Below are 22315 nucleotides of genomic sequence, written 5' to 3' on the forward strand. Positions count from 1 at the left end.
CCTGCTTACATCGGGAACAGCGGATGGGTGAAGAAGCGCGTCAGCCAGCCGGCCGAGTTGCTGTCGTTGAGCACGCCGCGCCCGGCGTAGGAAATCTTCGCGTTGGCGACGTTCTGCGAGGACACCTGGTTGGCACGGTTGATGTCGTCCAGGCGCACCAGGCCGGTGAGGCGGATGAACTCGTCGCCCTGGTTCAGGCGCAGCGACTTCTCGCCCTTCACCAGCAGCACGCCGCCGGGCAGCACCTTGTGCACGGTCACCGCGATGGAGCCGGTGAGGGTGTTCTGCTGCGAGCTTTTCGCCGAGCCATTGAAGTCGCGGTTGGCCGTGGCGGAGGTTTCCAGGCCGCCGTATTCCTTGGTCAGGATGGTCGGCACCGGCACGTCCAGGCTGGATTTCTTGCCGAAACTGGTGCCCGCGCTCTTGCTCGACTGGGTGGACTCGCTGAGCACCACGGTGACGATATCGCCGACGCCGATGGCGCGCTTGTCGCGCAGCAGCGAACCGCCGTAACCGGAACGGAACAGCCCGCCGCTGGTGGTCGGTGGCAGGCTGTAGTCCAGCTCCGGCGGCTGGTAGAGCGAGGAGTCCTCGTCCGGCAGCATCTCGTTGAAGCTCTGGCAGCCGGCGAGCAGCGCCAGGGCGAGCAGCAGGGCAAGGCGCGTCATGGTCAGACCGTCTGGTTGAGGAACTGCTGCATGCCCGACGCGGCGTCGAGCACCTTGGCGTTGGCCTCGTAGGCGCGCTGGATGGCGATCATGTTCACCATCGCTTCCACCACCTGCACGTTGGAGCCTTCCAGCACGCCCTGCTTGAGCGTGCCCAGGCCTTCCTCGCCCGGCGTGCCTTCCTGCGGCTCGCCGCTGGCGGCGGTTTCCTTGTAGAGGTTGCCACCCAGGGCTTCCAGACCGGCCGGGTTGGTGAAGCTGACCAGGGTGATCTGGCCCAGCTCGGTGGGCAGCGTCTCGCCGGGGAGGATGGCGGTGACGATGCCGTCGCTGCCGACGGTGAAGCGGCTGGCGCCGGCCGGCACTTCGATGTTCGGCGTCAGCGGCAGGCCCTGGGCGTTGACCACCATGCCCTCGTTGTTCAGCTGCAGCTGGCCGTTCTCGGTGTAGTAGGTGTCGCCGTTGGGCGCCTCGACCTGGAAGAAGCCGCTGCCGACGATGGCCAGGTCCATCGGTTGCCCGGTGGTCTGCATGCTGCCTTCGGTGAACACCTTCTGCGTGCCGACGACGCGCACGCCGCTGCCCAGCTGGATGCCGGAGGGCACGGTGTTGACCTGGTCAGCCTGGGCGCCGGGTTGCAGCTGCACCTGGTAGAACAGGTCCTCGAACACCGCGCGGTCGCTCTTGAAGCCGACGGTGTTGACGTTGGCCAGGTTGTTGGCCACGGTGGACATCGCGGTGTCCTGTGCCGCCAGGCCGGTCTTGCTGACCCAAAGTGCCGAACTCATGTTGTGCTCCTGTCTGCGCGCCGCGCGTTACGCGCCACGGATCATGCGCTCACCGGCCTCGGCGAGGTCCGAGGCGGCCTTCATCATCTTCACCTGGCTCTCGAACCGTCGGTTCAGGCTCATGGTGCCCACCAGCTGGTCGATGGCCGAGACGTTGCTCTGCTCCAGGTGCCCGGAGACCAGGCGGACGTCGTCGCTGGCGGCGACGTTCTGGCCGTCCTTGCTGACCAGCAGGCCCTGGGCGTTCTTCACCAGCGACGCGGCCGGTGCGTCCACCAGTTTGAGGCGGTCGACGTCGGTCATCATGAAATCGCCGCGCGGCATCACCGAGATGGTGCCGTCGCTGCCGATGGCGATGGCGTCGTACTCGGGCAGGGTGATCGGGCCGCCCTCGCCGAGCACGGCGCGGCCGTTGATCATCAGTTGGCGGTCGGCGTCGATCTCCAGGTTGCCCTGGCGCGTGTACGCCTCGCCGTTGCCGCTCTGCACGGCGAGCAGCCCGCTGCCCTGGATGGCGACGTCGAGGTCGCGCCCGGTGGCCATCAGGGTGCCGGCGCTCATGTCGACGCCGCTGCTCTCGATGCGCGCGAGGTGGCGGCTGTCGTAGCCGGCGCCGCTCACGTCGACGGCGGTGGCGTGCTCCAGGTCGGCGCGGAAGCCGGGGGTGTTGACGTTGGCCAGGTTGTTGGCGCGGATGTCCAGCGCAGACATGCTGCGGCTGGCCGCCGTCATCGCGGTGTAGCCGAGACGATCCATGGGGTTTCCTTAGATGGCCGAGAACAGCACTTGGGTGAGTTCCTTGTCGGTGGTCATCACCTTGGTGTTCGCCTGGTAGTTGCGCTGGCCTTCCATCAGGCCCACCAGTTGCTGGGTGATGTCGACGTTGGAGCCTTCCAGGTTGCCGGCCGAGAGAGAGCCGAACTGGCCGATGCCGGGCACGCCAATCAGTGCGGCGCCGGAGGCGGAGGTCTCGGTCCAGGCGGTGCCGCTCTGGTTCTGCAGGCCGCCGCTGTTGACGAAGTTGGCCAGCGCAACCTGGCCCTGCAGCATGCGCTGGCCGTTGCTGTAGTTGACGTAGACCTTGCCGTCGTTCTCCACCGCGATGCCGGTCTGCTCGCCGGCGGCGTAGCCGGTGGTGCGGTTGGTGGTGACGACGAAGTCGGAGCCGTACTGGCTGGTGCCGGTGTAATCGAGGGCGATGTTCATCGGGTTGACGCCCGGCAGGTTGAAGCTCACCGGCACCGCGGCGATCGGCGTGGACAGCGAGCCGTCCGGGGCGAAGCTCAGCGACTGGGTCGCGCCGACGGCATTGCCGTCCACCGCGTAGTGCGCGTCCCAGGTGTTGCTGCCGGTCAGCACGAAGTACTGGGTCAGGGTGTGTTCCTTGCCCTGCGAGTCGTAGATCTTGCTGGTGTAGGTGGAGTTGTAGGTCGCCACGTTCTGCGGGTCGAACGGCGCAACGGTGGGCACCTTCTCGTTGGAGTCGAGGTTGGCGACGAACTCCAGCTTGTCGGTGGCCTTGGCTGGCAGGTTGGCGGTCTTCACCTGCAGGTCGGAGACGGTGCCCACCAGCAGGTTGCCGGCGGCGTCGGTCGGGTAGCCCTGCAGGCGCTGGCCGGTGGCGTTGACCAGGAAGTTGCTCTTGTCCTGGCCGAACACGCCGGCGCGGGTGTACTGGGTGTCGCCGTTGCCGCTCTTGACCACGAAGAAGCCGCCGCCGGAGATGGCCAGGTCCAGTGCGCGGTTGGTGGACACCAGCGAACCGCCCTGGCTGATGCTCTGGGTGGTACCGGTGACTTCCACGCCCATGCCCTTGCTGTCGGCGTAGACGCTGCCGAACTCGGTGCGTGAGGACTTGAAGCCGACGGTGCCGGAGTTGGCGATGTTGTTGCTGATGGTGTCCAGCTGCTGGGTGACCGCGTTGAGGCCGGTCAGGGCGATGTTGAAGCTCATGGCGTTAGCTCATCCTAAGAGTGGGAAACAGGCGCTCAGGCGGCCTGGCCCTGACTGAATTCGACGATCTTGTAGAACGGCACCGAACCGGCGCCCGCGACTTCCAGCACCGGGCCGTCGGCGCTGACGCGAACGTTGTGCACCAGGCCGGAGACCTCGACGCCCGGCGTCTCGCCGCTCTCGGTCTTCACCGCCAGCGTGTATTTGCCCGGCTTCAGGCCGAGCGCTTCGGGGTCCACGGTGAAGGGCACGGCGCCCGGCTCCTGCGGGCCGAGGGGGATATCGGTGCGCACGCCGTTGGCATCGGTGAGCTGCAGCACGGTGGTGGCCGAGGCGTGTTCCAGGTTGATCTGCCCGCTGACCTTGTCGCCGTCCAGTTGCAGGCTGTCGGCGCTGACCTTCACTTCCTGGCCGACCAGGCCGGCGGCGGTAAGGGTCTGCAGGTTGTCCATCAGCACCAGGTTGTTCTGCTGCAGGGTGGTCATGTTCTGCATGCTCTTCACCTGCGCCATGGCCGAGTACTGGTTGATGAACTCGGTGCTGTCTACCGGCTTGGTCGGGTCCTGGTACTGCACCTGGGCGACCAGCAGGGTGATGAAACTGTTCTCCATGTCGCCCATCTCGCCGAGATTCACCGACTGTTTGGGCGTGCCGGACGAGGTGCCGTTGGTGCTGCTGCCGCTGGTGTCGTTGTTCACCGTGCTCATCAGGCGTCTCCCAGTTTCAGCAGGCTGGACTGCATGCTCTTGACCCGGTTGAGCACTTCCACGCCGGTCTCGAAGCTGCGGGTGGCGGACATCATGTCGGTCATCTCTTCGATCTCGTTGACGTCGGGGTAGTAGACGTAGCCGGTGGCGTCGGCCAGCGGGCTGCCCGGCTCGTAGCGGCGCTGCGGCGAGCGGCCGGACGTCACCACGTCGAGCACCTGCACATGGGCGCCGCCCATGCCGGCGCCACGGGTGAGCTGGTCGTTGTCGTAGACGGCGGCGAACATCGGCTTGCGCGCCTGGTACACGTCGTCGGGCTTGGCGGCGGCGGAGTCGGCGTTGGCCAGGTTGCTGGCCACGGTGTTCAGGCGCACGGTCTGCGCGTTCATCGACGAGCCGGCGATGCGGTAGATGGAATCGAATGCCATGGCGTCAGCGTCCCTCGATGGCCTGCTTGAGGCCGCGGAATTTCATGGTCAGGAAGGTCAGGCTGGTCTGGAAATCCATCGCGTTGCGCGAGAACTCCGCCTGTTCGGTAGCCAGCTCGACACTGTTGCCGTCCTGGGAAGGCTGGTTGGGAATGCGGTATTTCAGCTCCATCGATTGCGCGCCGGCGCTGGCCAGCAGGGCCGACGGATGATCCTGGCGGCGCATCTCGGCGGCGAAGTCGATGTCGCGCGCCTTGAAGCCGGGGGTGTCTTCGTTGGCCAGGTTGGAGGCCAGGATTTCGCTGCGCTGCATGTGCAGCGAGAGGGCTCTCTCGTGCAGACCCAGGGTCTCGTCAAACCGTATACTCATTCGAAGCACCCACTCTCGTCGTTCGGCCATCTTTCGGTGTGCGCAGCGATAGAGCACAAAGCATGCCCACCCCGGAAAATCGCTTCATGTCGTTGATTTACAAGGCTTTACCTGCAGGAAGAAACAGCGCGTGCAACGCGGCTTTTCCGCTTTCGACGCACCCTGCGGTGGGATGCGGAAAGGCGCTTTCCGCCTGCTTCCTCCTCCTGCTTCCGGCCCTGGTACAAGCCCAGGACGCGCGTGCGCAAGTCGACGCCGCCGCGCAGCAGCAGGTCGCCACCGAACTGAAGGAAGCCGCACGCAAAGCCGGCTGGAAGGGCATGACCTTCACCGTGAACAACAACCTGCCCAGCAGCCTTGGCAAGCTGGCGGCCTGCCCTGGTGGCCCGCAGCTGCGCGCGCTTGAAACGCCTGCGGCGGCCACTGCGCGGCGACGCTTCGAAGCCTCCTGCAGCGGGCAAGCCGGCTGGCCGGTGACCATCATCAGCCAGCCCACGGTGTATTTGCCAAGCGTGGTCGCCAACGGCGAGATCGATCGCGGCCAGACACTGGACGCAGCACAGCTCAAGCTCGCGCCGGTGGAGCTGGGCAAGAGTTCGCGGGGCTATTTCACCGACATCGCCGAGGTCACCGGCAAGACCGCGCGCCGCCGCATCCGTGCCGGCCAGCCACTGACACCGGCGCTGCTCGATGGCGCACTACTGGTGCGGCGCGGCCAGCAGGTGAAGATCGTCGCCAGCCAGGACGGCATCCAGGCCAGCGCGGTGGGCGAGGCGCTGGCCAACGGCAGGCAGGACGACGTGATCCGCGTGAAGAACCTGCGCAGCCAGAAGATCATCGAGGCGAAGGTGATGGCCTCGGGAGAGGTGAGCAGTATCTTCTGAGTGCTGCCGAACGCTTTACGTAGGATGGGTGGAGCTTGCGATACCCATCGGCACCTGTGACGGAACAGCGATGGGTATCGCTTCGCTCCACGCCATCCTACGGCGTGCCCATCGGCGAACACGCGCCAGCGTTATCCGCCGAGCAGGAGCACGGCCGGTGCATCAGGTCCACCAGTACCGCACGAAGTGGAAGAACACCGGCGCGGCGAAGCACACCGAGTCCAGGCGGTCGAGCATGCCGCCGTGGCCTTCGATCATGTGGCCCCAGTCCTTCACCCCACGGTCGCGCTTGATCGCCGACATCACCAGGCCGCCGAAGAAGCCGAGGATGTTGATCATCAGCGCGATCAGCAGCGCCTGCCAGAAGGAGAAGGGCGTGATCCAGTACAATGCGCCGCCGATCAGCGTGGCCAGCGCCACGCCGCCGACAAAACCTTCCAGGGTCTTCGACGGCGACAGGTTCGGCGCGATCTTGCGCTTGCCGAAGAGCTTGCCGCAGACGTACTGCAGTACATCGGACAATTGCACGACGATCACCAGGAAGGCGATCAGCAGCAGGTTGCGCCCCTCGTAGCCCTCGATGTCCAGGGTCAGCAGCGCCGGCACGTAGGAGATACAGAACACCGCCAGCATCAAGGCCCACTGCACCTTCGAGGCGCGCTCGAGGAAGTGCTTGGAGTCGCCGCCCAGCGAAGCGAGGATCGGCAGCAGGAGGAACACATAGACCGGGATGAAGATGGAGAACAGCCCGTACCACTGGATGCCGATCAGCAGGTACTGCATCGGCAGCACGAAGTAGAACGCCGCCACCAGCGCTGGATAGTCGCTGCGCCGGGTCGGCATCAGCGTGAGGAACTCGCGCAGGGCGTAGAAGGACACCCCGTAGAACAACAGGATCACCGCCCAGTAGCCGAGGGCGAAAGCGCAACCGATCACCGCGACCATCACCCACCAGGCGTTGATCCGCGCGTTGAGGTTGTCGATCACCGCGTGCGGTCCCGGTGGCGCCTTCCAGCGCAGTACCGCGCCAACCAGCGAGGCAAGGACGAGGATGCCGCCGATGCCAGCGAATAGCAGCCAGGTCTGGTTCATTTCAGCGACCCTCCGGCGCGGCGAGTTTCAACAGCGCCTCGCGGGCGCGTTCGAGGAAGGCTTCCTTGACCTCGTCTTCCTGTACCGCCAGCGGTGCACCGAAGCTCAGCGTGCACAGCAGCGGCAACGGCAGTGCGCGGCCCTTGGGCATCACACGATTGAGGTTGTCCAGCCAAACCGGCACCAGCTCGACCTGCGGATGCGCTTTGGACAGGTGATAAATGCCGCTCTTGAACGGCAACAGGCGCACTTCCTCGTCGAGGTTGCGGGTGCCCTCGGGGAACAGGATCAGCGAGTCGCCGTCGGCCAGCGCGCGCTCCACCGGCTCCAGCGGGTTGCCACCCTCGGCACCGCGCGTGCGGTCGATCAGCACGCCATGGAATACGCGGTTGATGATGAAGCCACGCAGGCCGCCCTTGCCCCAGTAGTCCATCCCGGCGACCGGGCGGGTGCGCGCGCGCAGTTCAGGCGGCAGCGAGGCCCAGAGCAGCACGAAGTCGCCATGGCTGCTGTGGTTGGCGTAATAGATGCGCTGCGCCGGAGTCGGCGTGGTGCCGATCCACAGACTGCGCAGGCCGGTCACCGCGCGGGCGCCGGCGATGATGGCGTAGGCGAAGAGTCGTTCCAGCATTGCGGGGGCGTTCCTCAGGATTGGAAGGTCAGGGCGATCAGGCACAGCAGCGCAACGAGCCACTGCGCAGCGCAGAGCATTACCTGCCGGCGCAGGAGTTTCAGCGCGCCGCGGCTGCGGTCGATCCAGGTGCGACCGGACAGTTCGGCGGGCACTCCGACATAGGTGGCCAGCGCGTCGTCCAGTTGCCGGGTTTTCTCCGGCAGCGCGTCACCGGCATTGGCCATGGCTTCGAACAGATCGGCGTCCAGCGCCACGCGCATGGCGTAGAACTTCTGCACCAGGCCAAGCAGCACCAGCAGGGCCATGCTCAGGCTGTACGCCAGCGTGGCGCTGGCCATCAGCACGCCGTAGAAGCCCAGCGCCAGGGCCAGCACGGTGAGCGCGGAGGACAAGCCATTGAGGCTGCTGCCACGGCGCAGCAGGCTGGCGACCAGGATCAGACTCGGATCAACCGACATGACTCACCTCTCGTGGCAGTTGCGGCTGCCCGGCGACCTGCGCCAGCACCGCGAGTTGTTCGGCCTTGAGCACGATGTGTGGACGCGCACGGCGAACCTGCGCCAGCGCGTCCTCGACCGTGGCCGCCTGGCCGGATAGCAGCAGCCACGCGGCCAGGACCGTCGCACTGCGCGAATAACCCAGGGCGCAGCAGACCAGCAGCGGACCGCGCGCGCGAAGTTCGTCGATCAAGACGGCGCCCAGTCGGCACTGATCGACGCTGGGCGCAATCAGGTCGAGCAGCGGCAGGCTCGCGTAGCGATCGTCATGCTCAGTGCAGGGAAGCTCCGCGCACAGGTCGAGCACTCCCAGCTCGGGCCGCGCCTTGCGCTCCGCCGTGCCGGGCAGGCGACCCAGCCAGAGCCCGGGCAGCACTTCATCGGGCTGCGGCTGCTGGCGCGTCCAGGCGCGGGAGTTGCCCCAGGCGCCGAGCCGATATGGCGCCAGCAGCCAGGACGCCGCCAGCGACTGGCTGCCATCCGCGCGTTTCTGGAAGCCCTCCGCGCCGAGGCCCAGGTAGCACAGCGCAACCAGCGCCAGCGACACCGCCGGCCAGCACAACCAGAGCCAGATGCCGCCGCTCAGCGCCAACACTCCGCAAAGCATCGCGCCGATGGCGTAGAAGGCGGCCAGTCGAAGTCGCCGCGGATCGAAGCTCAGCTTCCAGCAGGCCAGTGGTGAGCGCCCTTCCCGCGGCCACAGCCAGAGGCAGAAGAAACCGGCCAGGGCACCCGTCGGCACATCGATGAAGTGATGCTGCCAGGTGGTCAGTACCGACAGCCCGATCAGCGCGAACCAGCCATGCAGCAGCCAGCGCCAGACTCCGCTGGCGTAGCGCCCGTAGGCCGCCCAGAGCACCACCAGCAACGCGATGTGCAGTGACGGCGCCTGGTTGAATGGCTTGTCGAAGCCCATCAGTACGTCGAACAACCAGCCGAACAGACCATCCAGCGCCGGCCGCTCGAAGCTGAAGCGCAGCGGGAAAAGCAGGAAGCAGCTCACCGCGATCACCTGCGCCGTGAGCAGGCGCAGGCCATGGCTGTCCAGCTCGCGGCGGGTGCGCGGCAGCAGGAAGGACAAACCGTAGAGCAGGTCGATCGACCAGTACGGAATGATCGTCCACGGCCACAGCGGCATGCCGCGCTCCCAGTCGAACACCAGCACGCCGACCGTCTCGCGCTGCCCGGTCAGCCAGTTGGCGAAGCCGTAGCTGGCGAAGAAGAACGGCGCGAGGCACAGCAGCCAGATCACCGCCCGACGAAACACACCGGGGTCACGCGGCGGCATCGCTGCAGCCATCAACTGCGCTCCCGGCGCGCCAGGGATACGCTGAAGATGCCGTCCTCGTCGATGCGCTGGGCCAGCTTGCGGAAACCCGCCGCCTCGACCAGTTGATCCATCTCCAGTTGGGTGCGGCGGCGCATCACCCAGGCCTGGCCGGCGCGGTGGCTGGTCAGGGCGCGGGCGATCAGCTCCAGCTGTGGGTGCCAGGGCTGGCCGGTGTAGATCAGGTAGCCGCCCTCCTCGACCGCCTCGCCGAGCCCGGCCAGCGAGCCGCTGACCAGGGCGTTGTCGGCGAACAGCTCGTAGAGACCGGAGACCACCGCCAGGCTCGGTTTCGGCTCGACAGCGGCCAGGTCTGCGCCATCGAAGGCGTCGCCCTGGACAAAGCGCGCACGCTCCTGCAGCCCCAGGCGCTCGATCAGCGCCGAGCCTTCGCGCACGTTCAGTTCGCTGTAATCGCGCAGCAGCAAGCTTTCCGGCAGCGCTTCGACGCCCTGCAGCGCTTCGAGGATGTAACGCCCGTGGCCGGCGGCGATGTCGAGGATGCGCACCTCGCGGCCCTGCTCGCGCAGGCTGGCCATGGCCAGGCGCAGCAATTCCTCGATGTGTACCTTGCGCTGACGAATGCCGCGCCAGCCGGCGGACTCCAGGTAGGTGCGGTCGATCATCCGCCCCACGGGCCCCGCGCCAGCGGGCTGGTTGCGGTAGACGTAGTCCAGCGTGCTGCCGGAATCGAAGCCGGTCTGGAAGCCGAGGTTGATGCCGTCCGACAGCAGCCGGCCGAGGCGCATGTTGGCGCGGGTCGCGCGCCAGTAGAGGTCGCGGATCGACCAGTTGGGCAGCGGGGTCGCCAGCGCTTCGGCTTCGGCGCAGGTGTAGCCGAAGCGGTCGGCGTCGCGCAGGTCCGGGCGTTCCGGCGCGCGGGCAAAGCATTCGAGAATGAAGCGCCGCGCGCGGCTCACTGCCTGCTCGCGGTTCAGCTCGCCGAGGGTGTCATGGAAGAAACCGGGCAGGATGTGCAGTTCCTTGCGCGCCGTGCCGAGGTTGTCGAAGAAGCGCTGCTGCGGCTTGCGGTGTACCACGAAATCGGAGCCGGAGATCAGCAGCTGGGTCGGCACCTGGATCGCCTGTGCGTCCGCTACCACGCGGTCCGCGGCCTCATACAGGCCCAGCAGCACGTTCACCGAGATCGCCTTGGCGATCAGCGGGTCGCTGTCATAGGAGGCGATGCGCTGGGGATCGTGGGTGAGGAATTTCGCCTTCACATAGCTGTTGACGAAGAAGTTGCCGCGCCAGGCCCTCGCCAGTTTCAGGCCCGGCCGGGCGAAGGGCACGTAGAGCTTGACCTTGAACGCCGGCGAAGCGAGCACCAGGCTGCGGATCGGCGGGGCGTAGTCGTGGACCCAGGTGGACGCGACCACGGCGCCGACGCTCTGCGCCACGACGGCCATGTCACTGATGGCGATACCGTGAGTCGCAGCGAGGTGCTCGACGAAGGTCTGCACGTCACGCACGCTGGTGCCGAAGCTCGGGCTGTCGCCACGTGCGCCAGGCGACTGGCCATGGCCGCGGGCGTCCCAGGCGAAGACATCGAAGCCGGGCAGGTCGAGCTCATCGGCCAGATGGCCGATGCGCCCGGAATGCTCGTGGCCACGGTGGAACAGCACGATCGCGCGACGCGGCTCATCGTTGGCGGGCACCGCCGGCCAGTGGCGATAGAACAGCTCGACGCCGTCGTGGGTGATGAAATGGTGATTCGAAGACTCGCGCATAACTTCCTCTGTTTCGATGGCTTGCGGGACAGTCCTGTCCCCTTCCTGACGTGACAGGCCCTGGTTCAACCAGCCTGTTGTTCCTTCTGTTCGGCCAGCCCCTGGCGCACCCGGTTGACGATAGTCAGCACCAGCAGCAGCGCCAGCAGCATCAGCAACGGGTCGAGCCAGTTCAGCGGCAGCAAGCCGCTGGCCACGCCGGCGCCGAAGATGCCGAAGCACAACGCGCGGTCGCTCTTGCCCATGGGCCCGTCGTAGCGCCGCGAGGCGCCGACCATCACGCCCAGCACCCCGGCGTACTCGCTGATCAGCGCCAGCAGGACCACCAACAGCACCAGCGCCGGGGTCACGCCCGGCAGCAGGGCGAACGGCAGGTACAGCGCGCTGTCGGCGATCACATCGGTCAGTTCGTTGAGGTAGGCGCCCAGCTTCGACTGCTGGCCGAACTCGCGGGCGAGCATGCCGTCCATGGCGTTGAGCGCCATGCGCAGGAACATCCACAGGGGGATCAGCAGGAATATCCAGGCGTGGCTGGCCAGCAGCGCGACGCAGAGCGCAACCAGCAGCGAGAGAGCACAGGCGGCCAGCGTCACCTGGTTGGCGGTGACACCGCGCTGGTTGAGACGCGCGACCTGGGGGCGGAGCAGGTTCTGGAAGCGGGACTTGAGCTGGTAGACGGAGATCATGAGGTTCCTTCTCATAGTTCGGAACAGGGCAGGGTTCGGAACGAGCGGTTCGAACGAACGATCCACAGCCTTGTGGACCAGGGAGCTTAGCCGCACCCCGGCGCCAGGGCTGTCAGATATGTCTCAACAACATAGATGACCGATCCTAGGCAGCAGGGCACACGGCGTAGGCTGATGCTGTCAGCGGTGCGACCGCCGGCATCGTCGGATTCCCCGCGCCAAATTTTTTTCGCCCGGCCTTAATCCTTCTTCGCGAGCTGTCGCCTTACCCCTTCAGCAGGCACAACGCCGGCTTCATTCAGCTCATACAGGAAGTCCACCATGGCCTTGTCGATTCAAACCAACTACTCCTCCCTGATCACCCAGACCAGCCTGAGCAAGACCAACGGCCAGCTGGCTACTTCCCAGCAGCGCCTGGGCACCGGCCTGCGCATCAACTCCGCCGCCGACGACGCTGCCGGCCTGCAGATCGCCACCCGCCTGAACGCCCAGACCCGCGGCATGAACGTTGCCATGCGCAACACCAGCGACGCCGTTTCCATGCTGCAGACCGGCGAAGGCGCCTTCAGCGAAGCTACCGACATCCTGCAGCGCATGAAGGACCTGGCCACCCAGTCCGCCAACGGCACCAACTCCGACAAGGACCTGGACGCCCTGAAGTCCGAGTTCGACGAGCTGGGCAAAGAGCTGACCAACATCGTCACCAACACCAAGTACGCTGGCGACAGCCTGTTCGGCACCGGCGGCAAGCTGGCAGCCGACATCAAGTTCCAGATCGGCTCCGACTCCGCTGAAGTCATGACCGTTGCCGCCGCCGACACCGACATCGCCGCCACCGTCACCGCGCTGGGCACCACCGTCCAGGCCCTGGACCCGAAAGCCGGCGCCGCTGCCGCGATCACCGGCCTGAACGATGCCCTGGACCAGGTCGGCAAGACCCGCGCTGCCTTCGGTGCCGCGATCAACCGCCTGGGCCACACTTCCAACAACCTGGCCAACATGAAGGACAACACCGACATGGCCAAGGGCCGCATCATGGATGCCGATTTCGCCAGCGAAACCGCCAACATGACCAAGAGCTCGATGCTGATGCAGTCCGGCATCTCCATGCTCAAGCAAGCGGGCCAGATGCCCAGCATGATCATGGGCCTGCTGGGCTAAGGCCCGGCCTGCGCGAGGCGGCCCGCCTCGCGTAGCCTGAATCGACAGCGCCCCGCCCGTGCGGGGCGTTGTGCTGTCTGCGGGTACGCTGACAGGCGGCATTGCGACTAGCAGTCGCGGCGCAGCCGCTCTGCGCCAGTGCTTTCAAGGCTTGTATGAAAATAGCAAGCACGAGTGTGCAAAATTCAGAACTTGCACCCACATTTTTCTGACGTCAAAATAATGCCTCTGCCTCCATGGACAAATGGAGTTTCCCCGCGACCGTCAAGGGAGCGGCTCGCAAGGGCAAGATGAACACACTCACTTCCACGCTGCCGGACAGTCGGCCGATCGCCTGCCTGACCCTCCGGACCGGGCGTTCCGATTGCGTTGCGCAGTTCTACCCCGCGCTCTATCAACTCGACCTCGACCGTGATGGCCAGGTAGAGCGTATCGACCTGGGTTTTTCCGGCAGCCGCGTGCTCGAGCGCCTGCTGCAGAGCCCGGGAGACGTGGTCGCGCGCGATGAGTTGCTGACCCATGCGTGGTCTGACCGCGTCGTCGGCCAGGGCAGCCTGAACCAGCAGATCTATACCCTGCGCCAGGTGCTGGCGGACGAGAAGCAGCGGCAGATCATCCAGACGCTGCCGCGCCGCGGCTACATGTTCAACCCGCAGTACCTGGTCAGCCCGGCTGGCGAACCGGATGCGGAAGTCACCGACGCCACGCCGGAAGCCATTCCGCTGGATCGCGCAGTCCCTGCACCAGGGTTGCGGCCGCCAAGTCTGCGGCGCCTGAAATTCGCCGCCGCCAGCCTGTGTATCCTCGGGCTCCTGGTCCTCTCCGGCGCCTTCTACTACACCCAGGTACGCAGTCCGGTGCGCACCGCCGAACAGAATTTCGGCACCCTGCAGATCACCTACGTCGAAGACAACGAACAGGACCTGCAGCGGCTGATCAGCAACACCCGGCCCCTGGCCCACCAGTTGGCCGACCTAGCCACCCGCCCCATCGGCCTCATGCTGCACATGACCTCGGGCTTCTACGAACTGGTCTGCGTGCAACCCGAAGGCAATTCCAACTGGCTGCTGATCCACGAAAGCCAGGTCGCCCGGATTCCCCAGGAGCAGCTGCGCAAGTGCCTGAACTGACCTTTCGCCGCCAGGCCGGCATGGCCCGCCGCTGCCTGGTGATCTCGCTGTTCGGCGTCATGTGCCTGGCCCTGGCGCTGGGCATGCTGTGGAAACACGCCCACAGCACCTCGGCCATCGACGGCCGCTACGCCTCCACCGGCCAGGTGCTGCTGGGCAACGGCAAGGTGCTGGAAATCGCCCAGACCACCATGTTCCACGAAGGGCGCTTCTATTCGATGATCCAGCAGGACGCCAACATCCTCGAAGTCTCCGGCCAGGTCGGCAACGATCTCGGCGGGCGCTACCAGTTGCAGGTGGAAGAAAACAGCATCAGCAACCTGCAGGCCGACAGCGGCCTGGACAGCGAGCTGATCTTCAACCTGCTCTACGGCCGCCAGCGCGGCGCGCGCATCACCCTCGAACCCCTGGGCGGCTGCCTCTACGGCGTGGAGACACGCCAGGTGTTCTGTCCGCGCCTGCGCAACCGCTGAGCCCTCTCACAGTTTCAATGCCGGCTGGCTCGTCGCAGCGGAAGCGGGTGCCTCGACTGCCGCTGACGTGGGCGCTTCCGCTTGTTGCGGCTGCGGCTGCGGCTGCGGCTGCGGCTCGATGAGCCTTGCGCCCGATGCCGAGTAGTGCACCTGCGCATAGCTCTCGCCGAAGATTTCCCGGTACAGGCTTTCCGCGCGGCGGGTCAGCAGGAGAATCTCGATGCGGCGGTTGGCGCCGTTCTCCGGGTCTTCCGGGCGTAGCGGCATGACGTCGGCCTGGGCCGCCACCTGCAGCACATGGGCAGCTGGCAGGCCGCTGTCGACCATCACGTTGCGCGCGCGCAGGGCACGGTCGCCGGAAAGGTTCCAGTTGTTGTAGCCATCGGGACGACGGTATTGCACGGCGTCGGTATGGCCACTGAGGATCAGCTTGTTCTGCACCTTGGCCAGCACCCCGGACAGCGCGCCGAGCAGGGTCTGGAAATGCGGGTCGAGGGTGGCCTGGCCACGGGCGAACATGAAGCGCTGCTGGTCGTCCTTGATCAGGATGCGCAAGCCCTGCGGGACTACCGTCACCTCGATATTGGCCAGCGCGTCGACCTTGCCGGACACCTCGCGGATCAGCTCGGCCAGCTCGCGCAGGTCGTCGTTGCTGTCGTACTGGCGGCCGTCCTGCTGTGCGCTGGCGTCCTTCGCCTGCTCGCCGGCCTTGCCCTGCTTGCCAGCGTCGAGTGCGAGCTGCGGCGCGGGCTTTTCCGGCGTCTTGATCGGTTGCGGCATGCCGTCCAGTTCGACGGGCGTGCGGCTGGCGCCATCGAACACGCCGGCACCGCCGTCGACCACCGGGTTGGCATCCTGGTCGCCCACCGCCACCGGTTGCGGCTCGGTCTGCGGGTGGACGATCCACAGCACCATGAACAGCGCCATCATCGCCAGGGTGAAGTCGGCGAAGGCGACTTTCCAGGCGCCGCCGTGTTCATCATCGTGGCCCTTCTTGCTGCGGCGCTTGATGATGATTTCGCTGTGCTTGTCGGCACGTTTCTTCATGCTGCGTCCCGCTCTTCCTCATAGCGGGTGACCCAGGTCTCCAGCTGCTTGAAGGCCGGCTTGACGTCCTGCTCGATCAGCTTGCGCCCGGCGTCCACCGCCAGCAGCGTGGGCTTGCCAGCGACGTGGGCAACCAGCGTGGTACGCACGCACTCCAGTGCCGACAGCTCGGTCTTCACGCGCTGCGCCATGGCGTTGGACAGCGGGTCCATCAGGCAGTAGCAGACGAAGATGCCGAAGAAGGTCCCCACCAGGGCCGCGGCCACGTGGGCGCCGATCTCGGCCACCGAACCGCCGATGTTGCCCATGGTGATGATGATGCCGAGGATCGCCGCGAGGATGCCGAAGCCAGGCATCGCCTCGCCAACCTTGTGCAGCGACTTGGACGGCTGCAGCAGGGCATGCTCCATCGCGTCCAGCTCCTGCTCGAGGAAGCCTTCCAGCTCGTGGGCGCTGATCTTGCCCATGGCCATCAGGCGGAAGTTGTCGGCGATGAACGCCATCAGGTTCTTTTCCTGGAGGATCAGCGGATAACGGGCGAACAGATCGCTCTGCTCCGGCTCCTCGATGTGCGCATCGAGCACCTTCAGGCCGCCGACGTCGACCATTTCCAGCAGCTCGTAGAGCAGCATCAGCAGCTGGCGCTGGAACTCCTCGCCACGGCGCTTGAAGACGAACACGCCCTTGATCTGCGAGCACATTTCCAGCAGCACTTCGCGCGGGTTGGCGACGACCAGGGTGCCCAGGCCCGCGCCGAGGATGATGATCATCTCCGCCGGCTGCCAGAGCGCGCGCAATTCGCCGTGGGCCATGGCGTAGCCGCCGAGGACGCAGGCGATGATGATCAGGGCGCCGATGATTTTCTGCATGGTTATGGGTTCTTCAAAGGGTGTCGGGGTCGTTGAGGAAACGGCTGCACTTGCCGATCGCCTGCTTCATCAGCTGGCAGATGCGTGCATCGGTCAGCCCCAGTACCAGGGCGATTTCCTTGAGGTTCAGCTCGTGCTGGTAATACAGGTTGAGGATCAACCGCTCGCGCTCGTTGAGGCGTTCCAGCGCCTGGGCCAGCAGGCGCTCCTTGAGCACCCGTTCCTCCAGTGCATCGCCACTGCCCTGCACGCCGTCATGGCCGCTCTGCAGCAGTGCGTCGAAGCTCTCGATGGCCTCGGAGGACTCGGCGCGCAGGTAATCCTGGTAACCGGCCTCGTCGAGGCCGGTGGCAGCCAGCACTTCCTCGTCGCTGGGCACGCGGCCGAGCTGGCGCGCCAGCGCACGGATCGCATCGCGCACCTTGTGTGCCTGCTGGCGCACCTGGCGCGGGCGCCAGTCCTGGCGGCGCAGCTCATCGAGAATGGCACCACGGATACGCAGCGCGGCGAAGCGACCGAACTGCTCGTCCGGCTCGCCGTAGCGACGCAGCCCCTCGAGCAGGCCCATCAGGCCGATCTGCTCCATGTCCTCGCGGTCCAGCACCTGGTTGGCCTGCAGCGACAGCTGGCTGACGATGCGCCGCACCAGTGGCAGGTACTGCATCATCCAGCGCTGCTCGGCAGCCGGCGACAGCCGCGCATGGCCGCCTTCCGCGCTGTCGTAGCCAGCGGCGCCGGCGGCATAGCCGGGTGCGGAATCGAGAAGGGCGTGCATGTCGGCTTACTGGACGATCATCTTGCTGAGCATCACGTGCTCGAAGGGCACCACCACCTTGCGCGTGGCAAAGTCGTCGATCACCGCCTTCTCCAGGCGCGCCTGCACCTCGCCGATGGGCATGGCGCGCAGCACTTCGAACTTCTCCGGGGTCAGGTTGGCGACCACCGAGCTGCGCACCATCGGGGCGACGCTCTCCAGCTTCTTGCGCTCCTGCTCGGCCCTGGCCTGCAGCACCAGGTCGATCACGAAGTAGTGCTCGCGGTCTTCGCCACGGGAGCTGACGATGATCTTCTCCACCGGCACGAAGAGGTATTCGGCGCTCTCCTGCTCTTCCTCCTCCCTGGTGTCGTCCTTGCCGCCGTCCTTGTCGGCGGTTGCGGCGGCCGGGGCCAGGCTGGCGGACTTGATCATCTGGTAATTGACGAACACGCCACCCAGCACGACGGCGATATTCACGATGAGCATCAGTAGAACGAGACGCGGCGTGGACATGGGGTTTCTCGAAAAATCCTGTGGGAGTGCGGGCCGTAGGCGGCCTACACGGTAATCAGTACATCGCTGTCGCCATGCGCCGCGGAGCGCCCGGCCGCCTGCGCATCACGCGGGTTGGCGGCGACTGCGGGCTGTTCCTCGGCGAAGCGCTGGCGGTTCTGCTGGCCCTGCTGGCCGGACTGCGAATCGGAGGAAACCTGCACGTTGACCTGCAGGAAGTTCTGCCCGACCAGCTCCTGGCGCAGGCGCTCGCTGGTGTTCTGCAGCAGGCGCACGACGTCGCCGTTGGACGCGGAGATCTGCACGTTGAGCTGGCCGGCTTCGTGGCGCACGAGGATTTCCATGGCGCCCAGCTCCGGCGGGTCGAGGCGGATCGTCGCGTTCTGCACGCGCTGGCCCAGCTGCAGCTCGACGTTGTCGCGCAGGGCGCTGACCATCTGCTCGCCCCAGTGGGCCTCGTTGCCGCCCTTGAGGTGCAGCGGCTTGTCGAACAGCGGCGACGCCGGTGCAGCAGACGAGGCTGGCGTGCTGCTGTCGGTCGCCGGAAGACGCGAGTCGAGCGTGCCGGTGGGCAACGTCGGTACGGCGGATTCCGGGGTCTGTACGGCAGCCGCCAGGTGCTGTTGCAGCAACGTCTGCGCCTGGCTCTGGGTCGCCTCGCGCGGTGCCGGCTGCGTGGGTGCGGCCGGCTCTTCGGGCAGGTCGGCGGGCGGCAGCAGCACGTCTTCGGGCTTCACTGCGACGGGCGCCGGCTGCGCCTGGCCATCCACGGCCTGGGTGGCGAAACCGGCCACCTGGGCGTGGGTCCGGGCCGCCGGGTTATCCCGTGCCTGCACCACCAGCCCGGCCTGGCCAAGCATGCCGGCGAGCCAGTTTTCCGCGCCAGAGGGCGATGCTTCTTCGCTTGCCCGGCCCTGCGTATCGTCGTCGCGGGTAGCAGCGGCTAACGCCTCCGGCGGCAGCGCAGCCGTGGCTTGCTGCACCGGTTCCTCGGCCTGCGCGGTATCGAACTGGGCGAGGAACGACTGCACGCTGATGGTCCGCTCACCGGCATTCGACTGTGCCGGCGGCTGCGCGCGAAATCCCGCCACAGCGGCACTGTCGGCGCCGTCGCGGCGCGAGTCCTGCGAACGCGCCTCGGCCACCGGGCGTGCCGCACGGTCGGTGGTCGGCAGTGATTGGGTCGGCAACTGGATCACGGTCTATCGACCCTCCTGGTACGTATCCACCTGCATGTACGCCGAGCGTCCCTCGGCGTATTCCAGGTGCGAGAGCAGGAGCCGGCGCAGGCGCTCGCACTCCTCGGCGCAGGCCTGCGACGCCTGCTCGTGCAGGCGCTTCAGGTGTTTCTTGGCCAACAGCACGTCGGCCGCCAGCCCGGTCTGCGACGACATCGCCACCAGTTGCGCACGGATCGCCAGGTCGACCTGCCCCATGGCTTTCCAGTCCTTGCGCTGCAGCGCCGCACCCAGCCGCTCGTAGAGCTGGAGCAGGCGCTGGCGGTCATCCACGGGCGGCACTCACGCCCTCCCAGCCTTCGCGCAGGATGCCCAGCAGGCGCACCACTTCATCGATGCCGGCGACATCCAGGGAGATACTCACGTCGGAGATCCGGTAGATGCAGTAGTCGTAGAGGCGCGCCAGGCCCTGCACGGTCTCGCCGCCGCCCTCGTAGTCGAGAGCGCCGTTGAGGCCGTTGAGGATATTCAGGCACTTCTCCAGGGAACGGCCCTTCTGCTGGTAGCGCTTGTGCTCGATATGCCCACGGGCGCGGGCCAGTTCGTCGAGCAGGCCGTCGAACAGCACCAGCACCAGCTCGTAGGGCGAGGACGACGCGGCCTTGGCTTCCAGGTCGATCATCCGGTAGCTGTCGTAGCTTTCATTCATGCCGTAGGCGCTCATCCGAACATCCCGCTGGTCTGGTCCATCGACTGCATGGTCTGCATCATCGAGGTGTATTGCTTGAGGTAGCGCGCGTAGTAGGTGTCGTACTGCTTCTGCAGGTTGTCGTAGTCATCGTTGACCCGCTTCAGGCTGCTGTTGAGCGACTCCTTGCGGTTCTTCAGTACGCCGTTGACGCTGCTGGTGTAGAGCGACAGCGCCTTGTCGGTGCTATCGAGCAGGTTGCCCTTGCCCATGAACAGCTTGTCCAGCCCTTCCGGGTCGGCGGCGATGGCCTTCTCGAAGCGCGTCGAGTCCAGGGTCAGCTTGCCGTTGCGGTCGGCACTGATGCCGAAGCTGATCAGGTTGGCGCCACCGAAGGTGGTACGCAGCATCTGGTTGAGGCTGTTCTCGATGGCCCGCACGCTGGAGTCGCCGGCCAGGGCGCCACGGGAATTGCCGCTCTGGTCACCGGAGGCGGTGAGGCTGTCGATCTGGCTGGCCAGGGCGTTGAAGGCGTCGATGAAGGTCTGCACCTTCTTCTTGGTCTCGCCCTGATCCTGGGAGATGGTCATGGAGATCGGCTGCTCGCCGGATTTCTGCGCCTGGGTGAAGGTGACGCTGACGCCATCGATGATGTTGTCGAAGGTGTTGCTGGCGTTGGTCAGCAGCATGCCGCTCTCGCCGCCCAGGCGGACGCGGGCGTCCTGCGCCCTGGACAGTTCCTGCGGATTGCCGATGGCATTCTCGAAGGCACTGTTGGCGCCGTCGGTGCCGCTCAGCGACAGGCTGATGGCATTTTCCGCGCCGGACTTCTCCGCGCCCAGCACCAGCGAGACCTGGCCGTTGCTGCGCACCAGGGTGGCCTTCACGCCGGTGTTGTCGGTGGCCTTGTTGATCGCCGCGGCCAGCTCATCCATGGAATTGCTGCCGTCGCCGTCGGTATCGATCTTGCTCAGGTCGATGTCGAAGGACTTGCCGTTCTGGCTCAGGGTCAGGGTGCCCTGGGTGTCGATGTCGCCGCTCTGCAAGCCGGAGAAGGACAGCTGGTGGCTGCTGGCGAGTTGCTCGACGAAGAAGTCGTAGCGGCCGGCGACGGCGCTCTTGCCGACAGTGGCGGTGAGATAGCCGTCCTTGCTCAGCTTGGCACTGTTGATCAGCATGCTGGTGTTGCTGCCGGTGGTGCCCTGCAGCCCCTTCACCGCGGTGGAGAAGGTCTTCAGTGCCGTTTCCAGCGAGGTCACGGCGGTCAGCTGCGACTGGTACGAAGCCTTGTTGCGGTCAGCCTTGTTCAGCCCGCTCTGCACATCGTACGTCGCCAGTTGCTGGGCCATCTGCTTGACGTAATCGGAATCTATGGTCGCCATCTGAATCCACCTCTTTGTAGCCGAAGGAGCAATTACGGTGCCAATGCCGTAAGGCCCGCCGTTCAAGGCTTTGCGGGTTTCCCAGGGAGAAGGTGAACTTCCGCCCGGCGTGGTTTGGCGCGCAGCGGGAAGCGGCATTTCCGCCTGCCGCAAGCGCGCCCTGATGCAGAGGAAGGGCGACCGTGGGGAGGGATTCGTTAAGGGGTTTCGACGGGGTGTTTTACGGAGGCACAGCGGCCATCGCCGAACTCACGTGCCGGTGCCTCCCTCACCCCAACCCTGGCTAGGTGCCGCGCTTCTGAGGGAGAGGGAACAGATCGCGGGGCGCACTCCGTTCGCGGTGGTCATGGCGCTGTGCGGTTCGCGAGCAAGCTCGCTCCTACGAAGAGCGCGTCGACATTAGCTGTAGGAGCGAGCTTGCTCGCGAACAGAGCCTGCCGGGAAAAACCGCGACCGAAAGGTAAGGCTTGGATCAGTAGGACTGCCGCGAATACACCGGCTGTTCGCGCGGATCGCCCAGCAGTTGGCTGAGGATGTCATGGTGCATCGCCAGCAGCTTGCCGTTGCGCTCGTTGAGGCGCTTGCACTGGGCGGTCAGCTGCCCCAGCTGCAACCACTCCTGCTGCAGCTCTTCGCGGCGTGGCGGCTGGTAGTTGGACAGCAGCGTGCGCATGCCGTCGGCGTCCATCGGCAGATGGAAGGCGCGCAGCACGCGGCTGCGGCGCTGGGCGCGGCCGGCGATGGCTTCGAGCAGTGCCTGGATGTCCGGGTTCAGCGCCTCGATCTGCGCACTGTCCCGCGCCAGCAGGTGGCGATACAGCTCCTGCAGGCGTTCGCGCAGCGCCAGGCAATCGCGGCCATCCTGCTGGATGTCCTGCTCGACCACCTGCAACAGCCGCGCGCGCTGGGTCATGCGTCGCTGCCGCGATGGTAGGAGAGGATGCTGGTGGCGAGCACGCTGGTGTCGTTGCCCAGTTCGCCATTCATCAGTGCGCGGCGGATTTCCGCGACGCGGCTCTGGTCCACGTCGGGCATGGCGCGCAGGGTTTCCTGCATCTCGTCCAGGCGCAGCGAATCGCTGACCGGCGCACTGGCGGCGGTCTCCGCCAGCGGGGCGACGCGCTCGCTGCGCGCGCTCTTGGCGGACTCGCTGGTGGCCAGCGCGACGCTGGTCAGTTGCCGGGTGATTTCCATGGTCGGTATCCGAATGTTTTTGGGCCTTTCCCCCAGAGGGCGACCGCCCCGCGGGAAAACTTAAATGCCGTGTTTCGAGTTCGCCACACGGACGGCGGATAGCCGCAAGCGGTTATTCGCCCTACGGTTCGAAGCCCCATCGTAGGGCGCATAACGCGG

27 protein-coding genes are annotated in these 22315 nt (G+C 66.1%); 4 read left to right on the forward strand and 23 right to left on the reverse strand.

The features are described 5' to 3' along the window. Positions 1-5 precede the first annotated feature (5 nt). The 7 genes from flgH to flgB are packed head-to-tail and all read right to left on the reverse strand — an operon-like array spanning position 6 to position 4914. Positions 6-668 (reverse strand): flagellar basal body L-ring protein FlgH, encoded by a 663-nt coding sequence (gene flgH, locus N5C91_RS07230; protein ID WP_037016153.1) that lies wholly within the window; start codon positions 666-668, stop codon positions 6-8. Positions 669-670: 2 nt separating this feature from the next. Further along, the gene (gene flgG / locus N5C91_RS07235; RefSeq protein WP_024766305.1) at positions 671-1456 is read right to left on the reverse strand and encodes a flagellar basal-body rod protein FlgG; all 786 of its coding nucleotides are present in this window, start codon (positions 1454-1456) and stop codon (positions 671-673) included. A 27-nt stretch (positions 1457-1483) separates the two neighbouring features. Then, complete coding sequence (locus tag N5C91_RS07240) at positions 1484-2212, reverse strand: flagellar basal body rod protein FlgF (protein ID WP_279828712.1); 729 nt, start codon at positions 2210-2212, stop codon at positions 1484-1486. Positions 2213-2221: 9 nt separating this feature from the next. Continuing rightward, the gene (gene flgE, locus N5C91_RS07245) at positions 2222-3409 is read right to left on the reverse strand and encodes a flagellar hook protein FlgE (RefSeq protein ID WP_279828713.1); all 1188 of its coding nucleotides are present in this window, start codon (positions 3407-3409) and stop codon (positions 2222-2224) included. A gap of 35 nt (positions 3410-3444) precedes the next feature. After that, positions 3445-4116 (reverse strand): flagellar hook capping FlgD N-terminal domain-containing protein, encoded by a 672-nt coding sequence (locus tag N5C91_RS07250; protein ID WP_279828715.1) that lies wholly within the window; start codon positions 4114-4116, stop codon positions 3445-3447. Then, entirely contained in the window at positions 4116-4544 is a 429-nt protein-coding gene (gene flgC / locus N5C91_RS07255) for a flagellar basal body rod protein FlgC (RefSeq protein WP_236201574.1), read from the reverse strand. The genes N5C91_RS07250 and flgC overlap by 1 nt, the downstream gene beginning before the upstream one ends. A 4-nt stretch (positions 4545-4548) precedes the next feature. After that, positions 4549-4914, reverse strand: coding sequence for a flagellar basal body rod protein FlgB (gene flgB / locus N5C91_RS07260; protein ID WP_236172133.1), 366 nt, complete (start codon positions 4912-4914; stop codon positions 4549-4551). 167 nt (positions 4915-5081) lie between these two features. Here flgB and flgA point away from each other — a divergent pair, with 167 nt between their 5' ends. Then, entirely contained in the window at positions 5082-5798 is a 717-nt protein-coding gene (gene flgA / locus N5C91_RS07265) for a flagellar basal body P-ring formation chaperone FlgA (RefSeq protein WP_279828716.1), read from the forward strand. 162 nt (positions 5799-5960) lie between these two features. Here flgA and N5C91_RS07270 read toward each other — a convergent pair whose 3' ends face one another. The 6 genes from N5C91_RS07270 to N5C91_RS07295 all read right to left on the reverse strand — a co-directional run bounded on the left by N5C91_RS07270 (position 5961) and on the right by N5C91_RS07295 (position 11764). After that, entirely contained in the window at positions 5961-6890 is a 930-nt protein-coding gene (locus tag N5C91_RS07270) for a phosphatidate cytidylyltransferase (protein ID WP_236201576.1), read from the reverse strand. A 1-nt stretch (position 6891) separates the two neighbouring features. After that, positions 6892-7521 (reverse strand): lysophospholipid acyltransferase family protein, encoded by a 630-nt coding sequence (locus tag N5C91_RS07275; RefSeq protein WP_279828717.1) that lies wholly within the window; start codon positions 7519-7521, stop codon positions 6892-6894. Positions 7522-7535: 14 nt separating this feature from the next. Further along, complete coding sequence (locus tag N5C91_RS07280) at positions 7536-7982, reverse strand: hypothetical protein (protein ID WP_169935124.1); 447 nt, start codon at positions 7980-7982, stop codon at positions 7536-7538. Next, positions 7972-9321, reverse strand: coding sequence for a phosphatase PAP2/dual specificity phosphatase family protein (locus N5C91_RS07285; RefSeq protein WP_279828718.1), 1350 nt, complete (start codon positions 9319-9321; stop codon positions 7972-7974). The genes N5C91_RS07280 and N5C91_RS07285 overlap by 11 nt, the downstream gene beginning before the upstream one ends. After that, entirely contained in the window at positions 9321-11078 is a 1758-nt protein-coding gene (locus N5C91_RS07290) for a bifunctional alpha/beta hydrolase/class I SAM-dependent methyltransferase (RefSeq protein WP_279828720.1), read from the reverse strand. Before N5C91_RS07290 ends, N5C91_RS07285 begins: the two co-directional genes overlap by 1 nt. A gap of 65 nt (positions 11079-11143) precedes the next feature. Continuing rightward, positions 11144-11764, reverse strand: coding sequence for a CDP-alcohol phosphatidyltransferase family protein (locus tag N5C91_RS07295; RefSeq protein WP_236201580.1), 621 nt, complete (start codon positions 11762-11764; stop codon positions 11144-11146). Positions 11765-12085: 321 nt separating this feature from the next. Between N5C91_RS07295 and lafA the strand changes: the two genes are divergently transcribed. From lafA to N5C91_RS07310, 3 genes are all read left to right on the forward strand, one after another. Continuing rightward, entirely contained in the window at positions 12086-12925 is an 840-nt protein-coding gene (gene lafA / locus N5C91_RS07300; RefSeq protein WP_236172140.1) for a lateral flagellin LafA, read from the forward strand. A 290-nt stretch (positions 12926-13215) separates the two neighbouring features. Continuing rightward, complete coding sequence (locus N5C91_RS07305; protein WP_279828723.1) at positions 13216-14055, forward strand: winged helix-turn-helix domain-containing protein; 840 nt, start codon at positions 13216-13218, stop codon at positions 14053-14055. After that, a complete protein-coding gene (locus N5C91_RS07310; RefSeq protein WP_279828724.1) occupies positions 14043-14528 on the forward strand; it encodes a hypothetical protein in 486 nt (161 codons plus the stop codon). The genes N5C91_RS07305 and N5C91_RS07310 overlap by 13 nt, the downstream gene beginning before the upstream one ends. A 6-nt stretch (positions 14529-14534) precedes the next feature. Here N5C91_RS07310 and N5C91_RS07315 read toward each other — a convergent pair whose 3' ends face one another. The 10 genes from N5C91_RS07315 to flgM all read right to left on the reverse strand — a co-directional run bounded on the left by N5C91_RS07315 (position 14535) and on the right by flgM (position 22156). Continuing rightward, entirely contained in the window at positions 14535-15575 is a 1041-nt protein-coding gene (locus tag N5C91_RS07315) for an OmpA family protein (protein ID WP_279828725.1), read from the reverse strand. Next, positions 15572-16444, reverse strand: coding sequence for a flagellar motor stator protein MotA (motA, locus tag N5C91_RS07320; protein WP_236172144.1), 873 nt, complete (start codon positions 16442-16444; stop codon positions 15572-15574). Before motA ends, N5C91_RS07315 begins: the two co-directional genes overlap by 4 nt. A gap of 13 nt (positions 16445-16457) precedes the next feature. Next, positions 16458-17219: a FliA/WhiG family RNA polymerase sigma factor gene (locus N5C91_RS07325; RefSeq protein WP_279828726.1), complete on the reverse strand. Its 762-nt coding sequence runs from the start codon at positions 17217-17219 to the stop codon at positions 16458-16460. 6 nt (positions 17220-17225) lie between these two features. Beyond that, positions 17226-17714 (reverse strand): flagellar basal body-associated FliL family protein, encoded by a 489-nt coding sequence (locus N5C91_RS07330; protein WP_279828727.1) that lies wholly within the window; start codon positions 17712-17714, stop codon positions 17226-17228. A 44-nt stretch (positions 17715-17758) separates the two neighbouring features. Further along, complete coding sequence (locus tag N5C91_RS07335) at positions 17759-18913, reverse strand: flagellar hook-length control protein FliK (RefSeq protein ID WP_279828728.1); 1155 nt, start codon at positions 18911-18913, stop codon at positions 17759-17761. A gap of 3 nt (positions 18914-18916) precedes the next feature. Next, positions 18917-19234, reverse strand: coding sequence for a hypothetical protein (locus tag N5C91_RS07340; protein WP_236172148.1), 318 nt, complete (start codon positions 19232-19234; stop codon positions 18917-18919). Further along, positions 19218-19616: a flagellar export chaperone FliS gene (fliS, locus tag N5C91_RS07345; RefSeq protein WP_236172149.1), complete on the reverse strand. Its 399-nt coding sequence runs from the start codon at positions 19614-19616 to the stop codon at positions 19218-19220. The genes N5C91_RS07340 and fliS overlap by 17 nt, the downstream gene beginning before the upstream one ends. After that, positions 19613-20962, reverse strand: a complete 1350-nt coding sequence (gene fliD, locus N5C91_RS07350) for a flagellar filament capping protein FliD (RefSeq protein WP_236201586.1) — start codon at positions 20960-20962, stop codon at positions 19613-19615. The genes fliS and fliD overlap by 4 nt, the downstream gene beginning before the upstream one ends. A gap of 472 nt (positions 20963-21434) precedes the next feature. After that, on the reverse strand, positions 21435-21875 hold the full coding sequence (locus N5C91_RS07355; RefSeq protein ID WP_279828730.1) for a flagellar protein FlgN: 441 nt from the start codon (positions 21873-21875) through the stop codon (positions 21435-21437). Next, complete coding sequence (flgM, locus tag N5C91_RS07360) at positions 21872-22156, reverse strand: flagellar biosynthesis anti-sigma factor FlgM (protein WP_236172152.1); 285 nt, start codon at positions 22154-22156, stop codon at positions 21872-21874. The genes N5C91_RS07355 and flgM overlap by 4 nt, the downstream gene beginning before the upstream one ends. Between the last annotated feature and the right edge of the window lie 159 nt (positions 22157-22315).

The organism is Pseudomonas sp. GD03903, assembly GCF_029840045.1.
Classification (GTDB): Bacteria; Pseudomonadota; Gammaproteobacteria; order Pseudomonadales; family Pseudomonadaceae; genus Pseudomonas; species Pseudomonas pseudonitroreducens.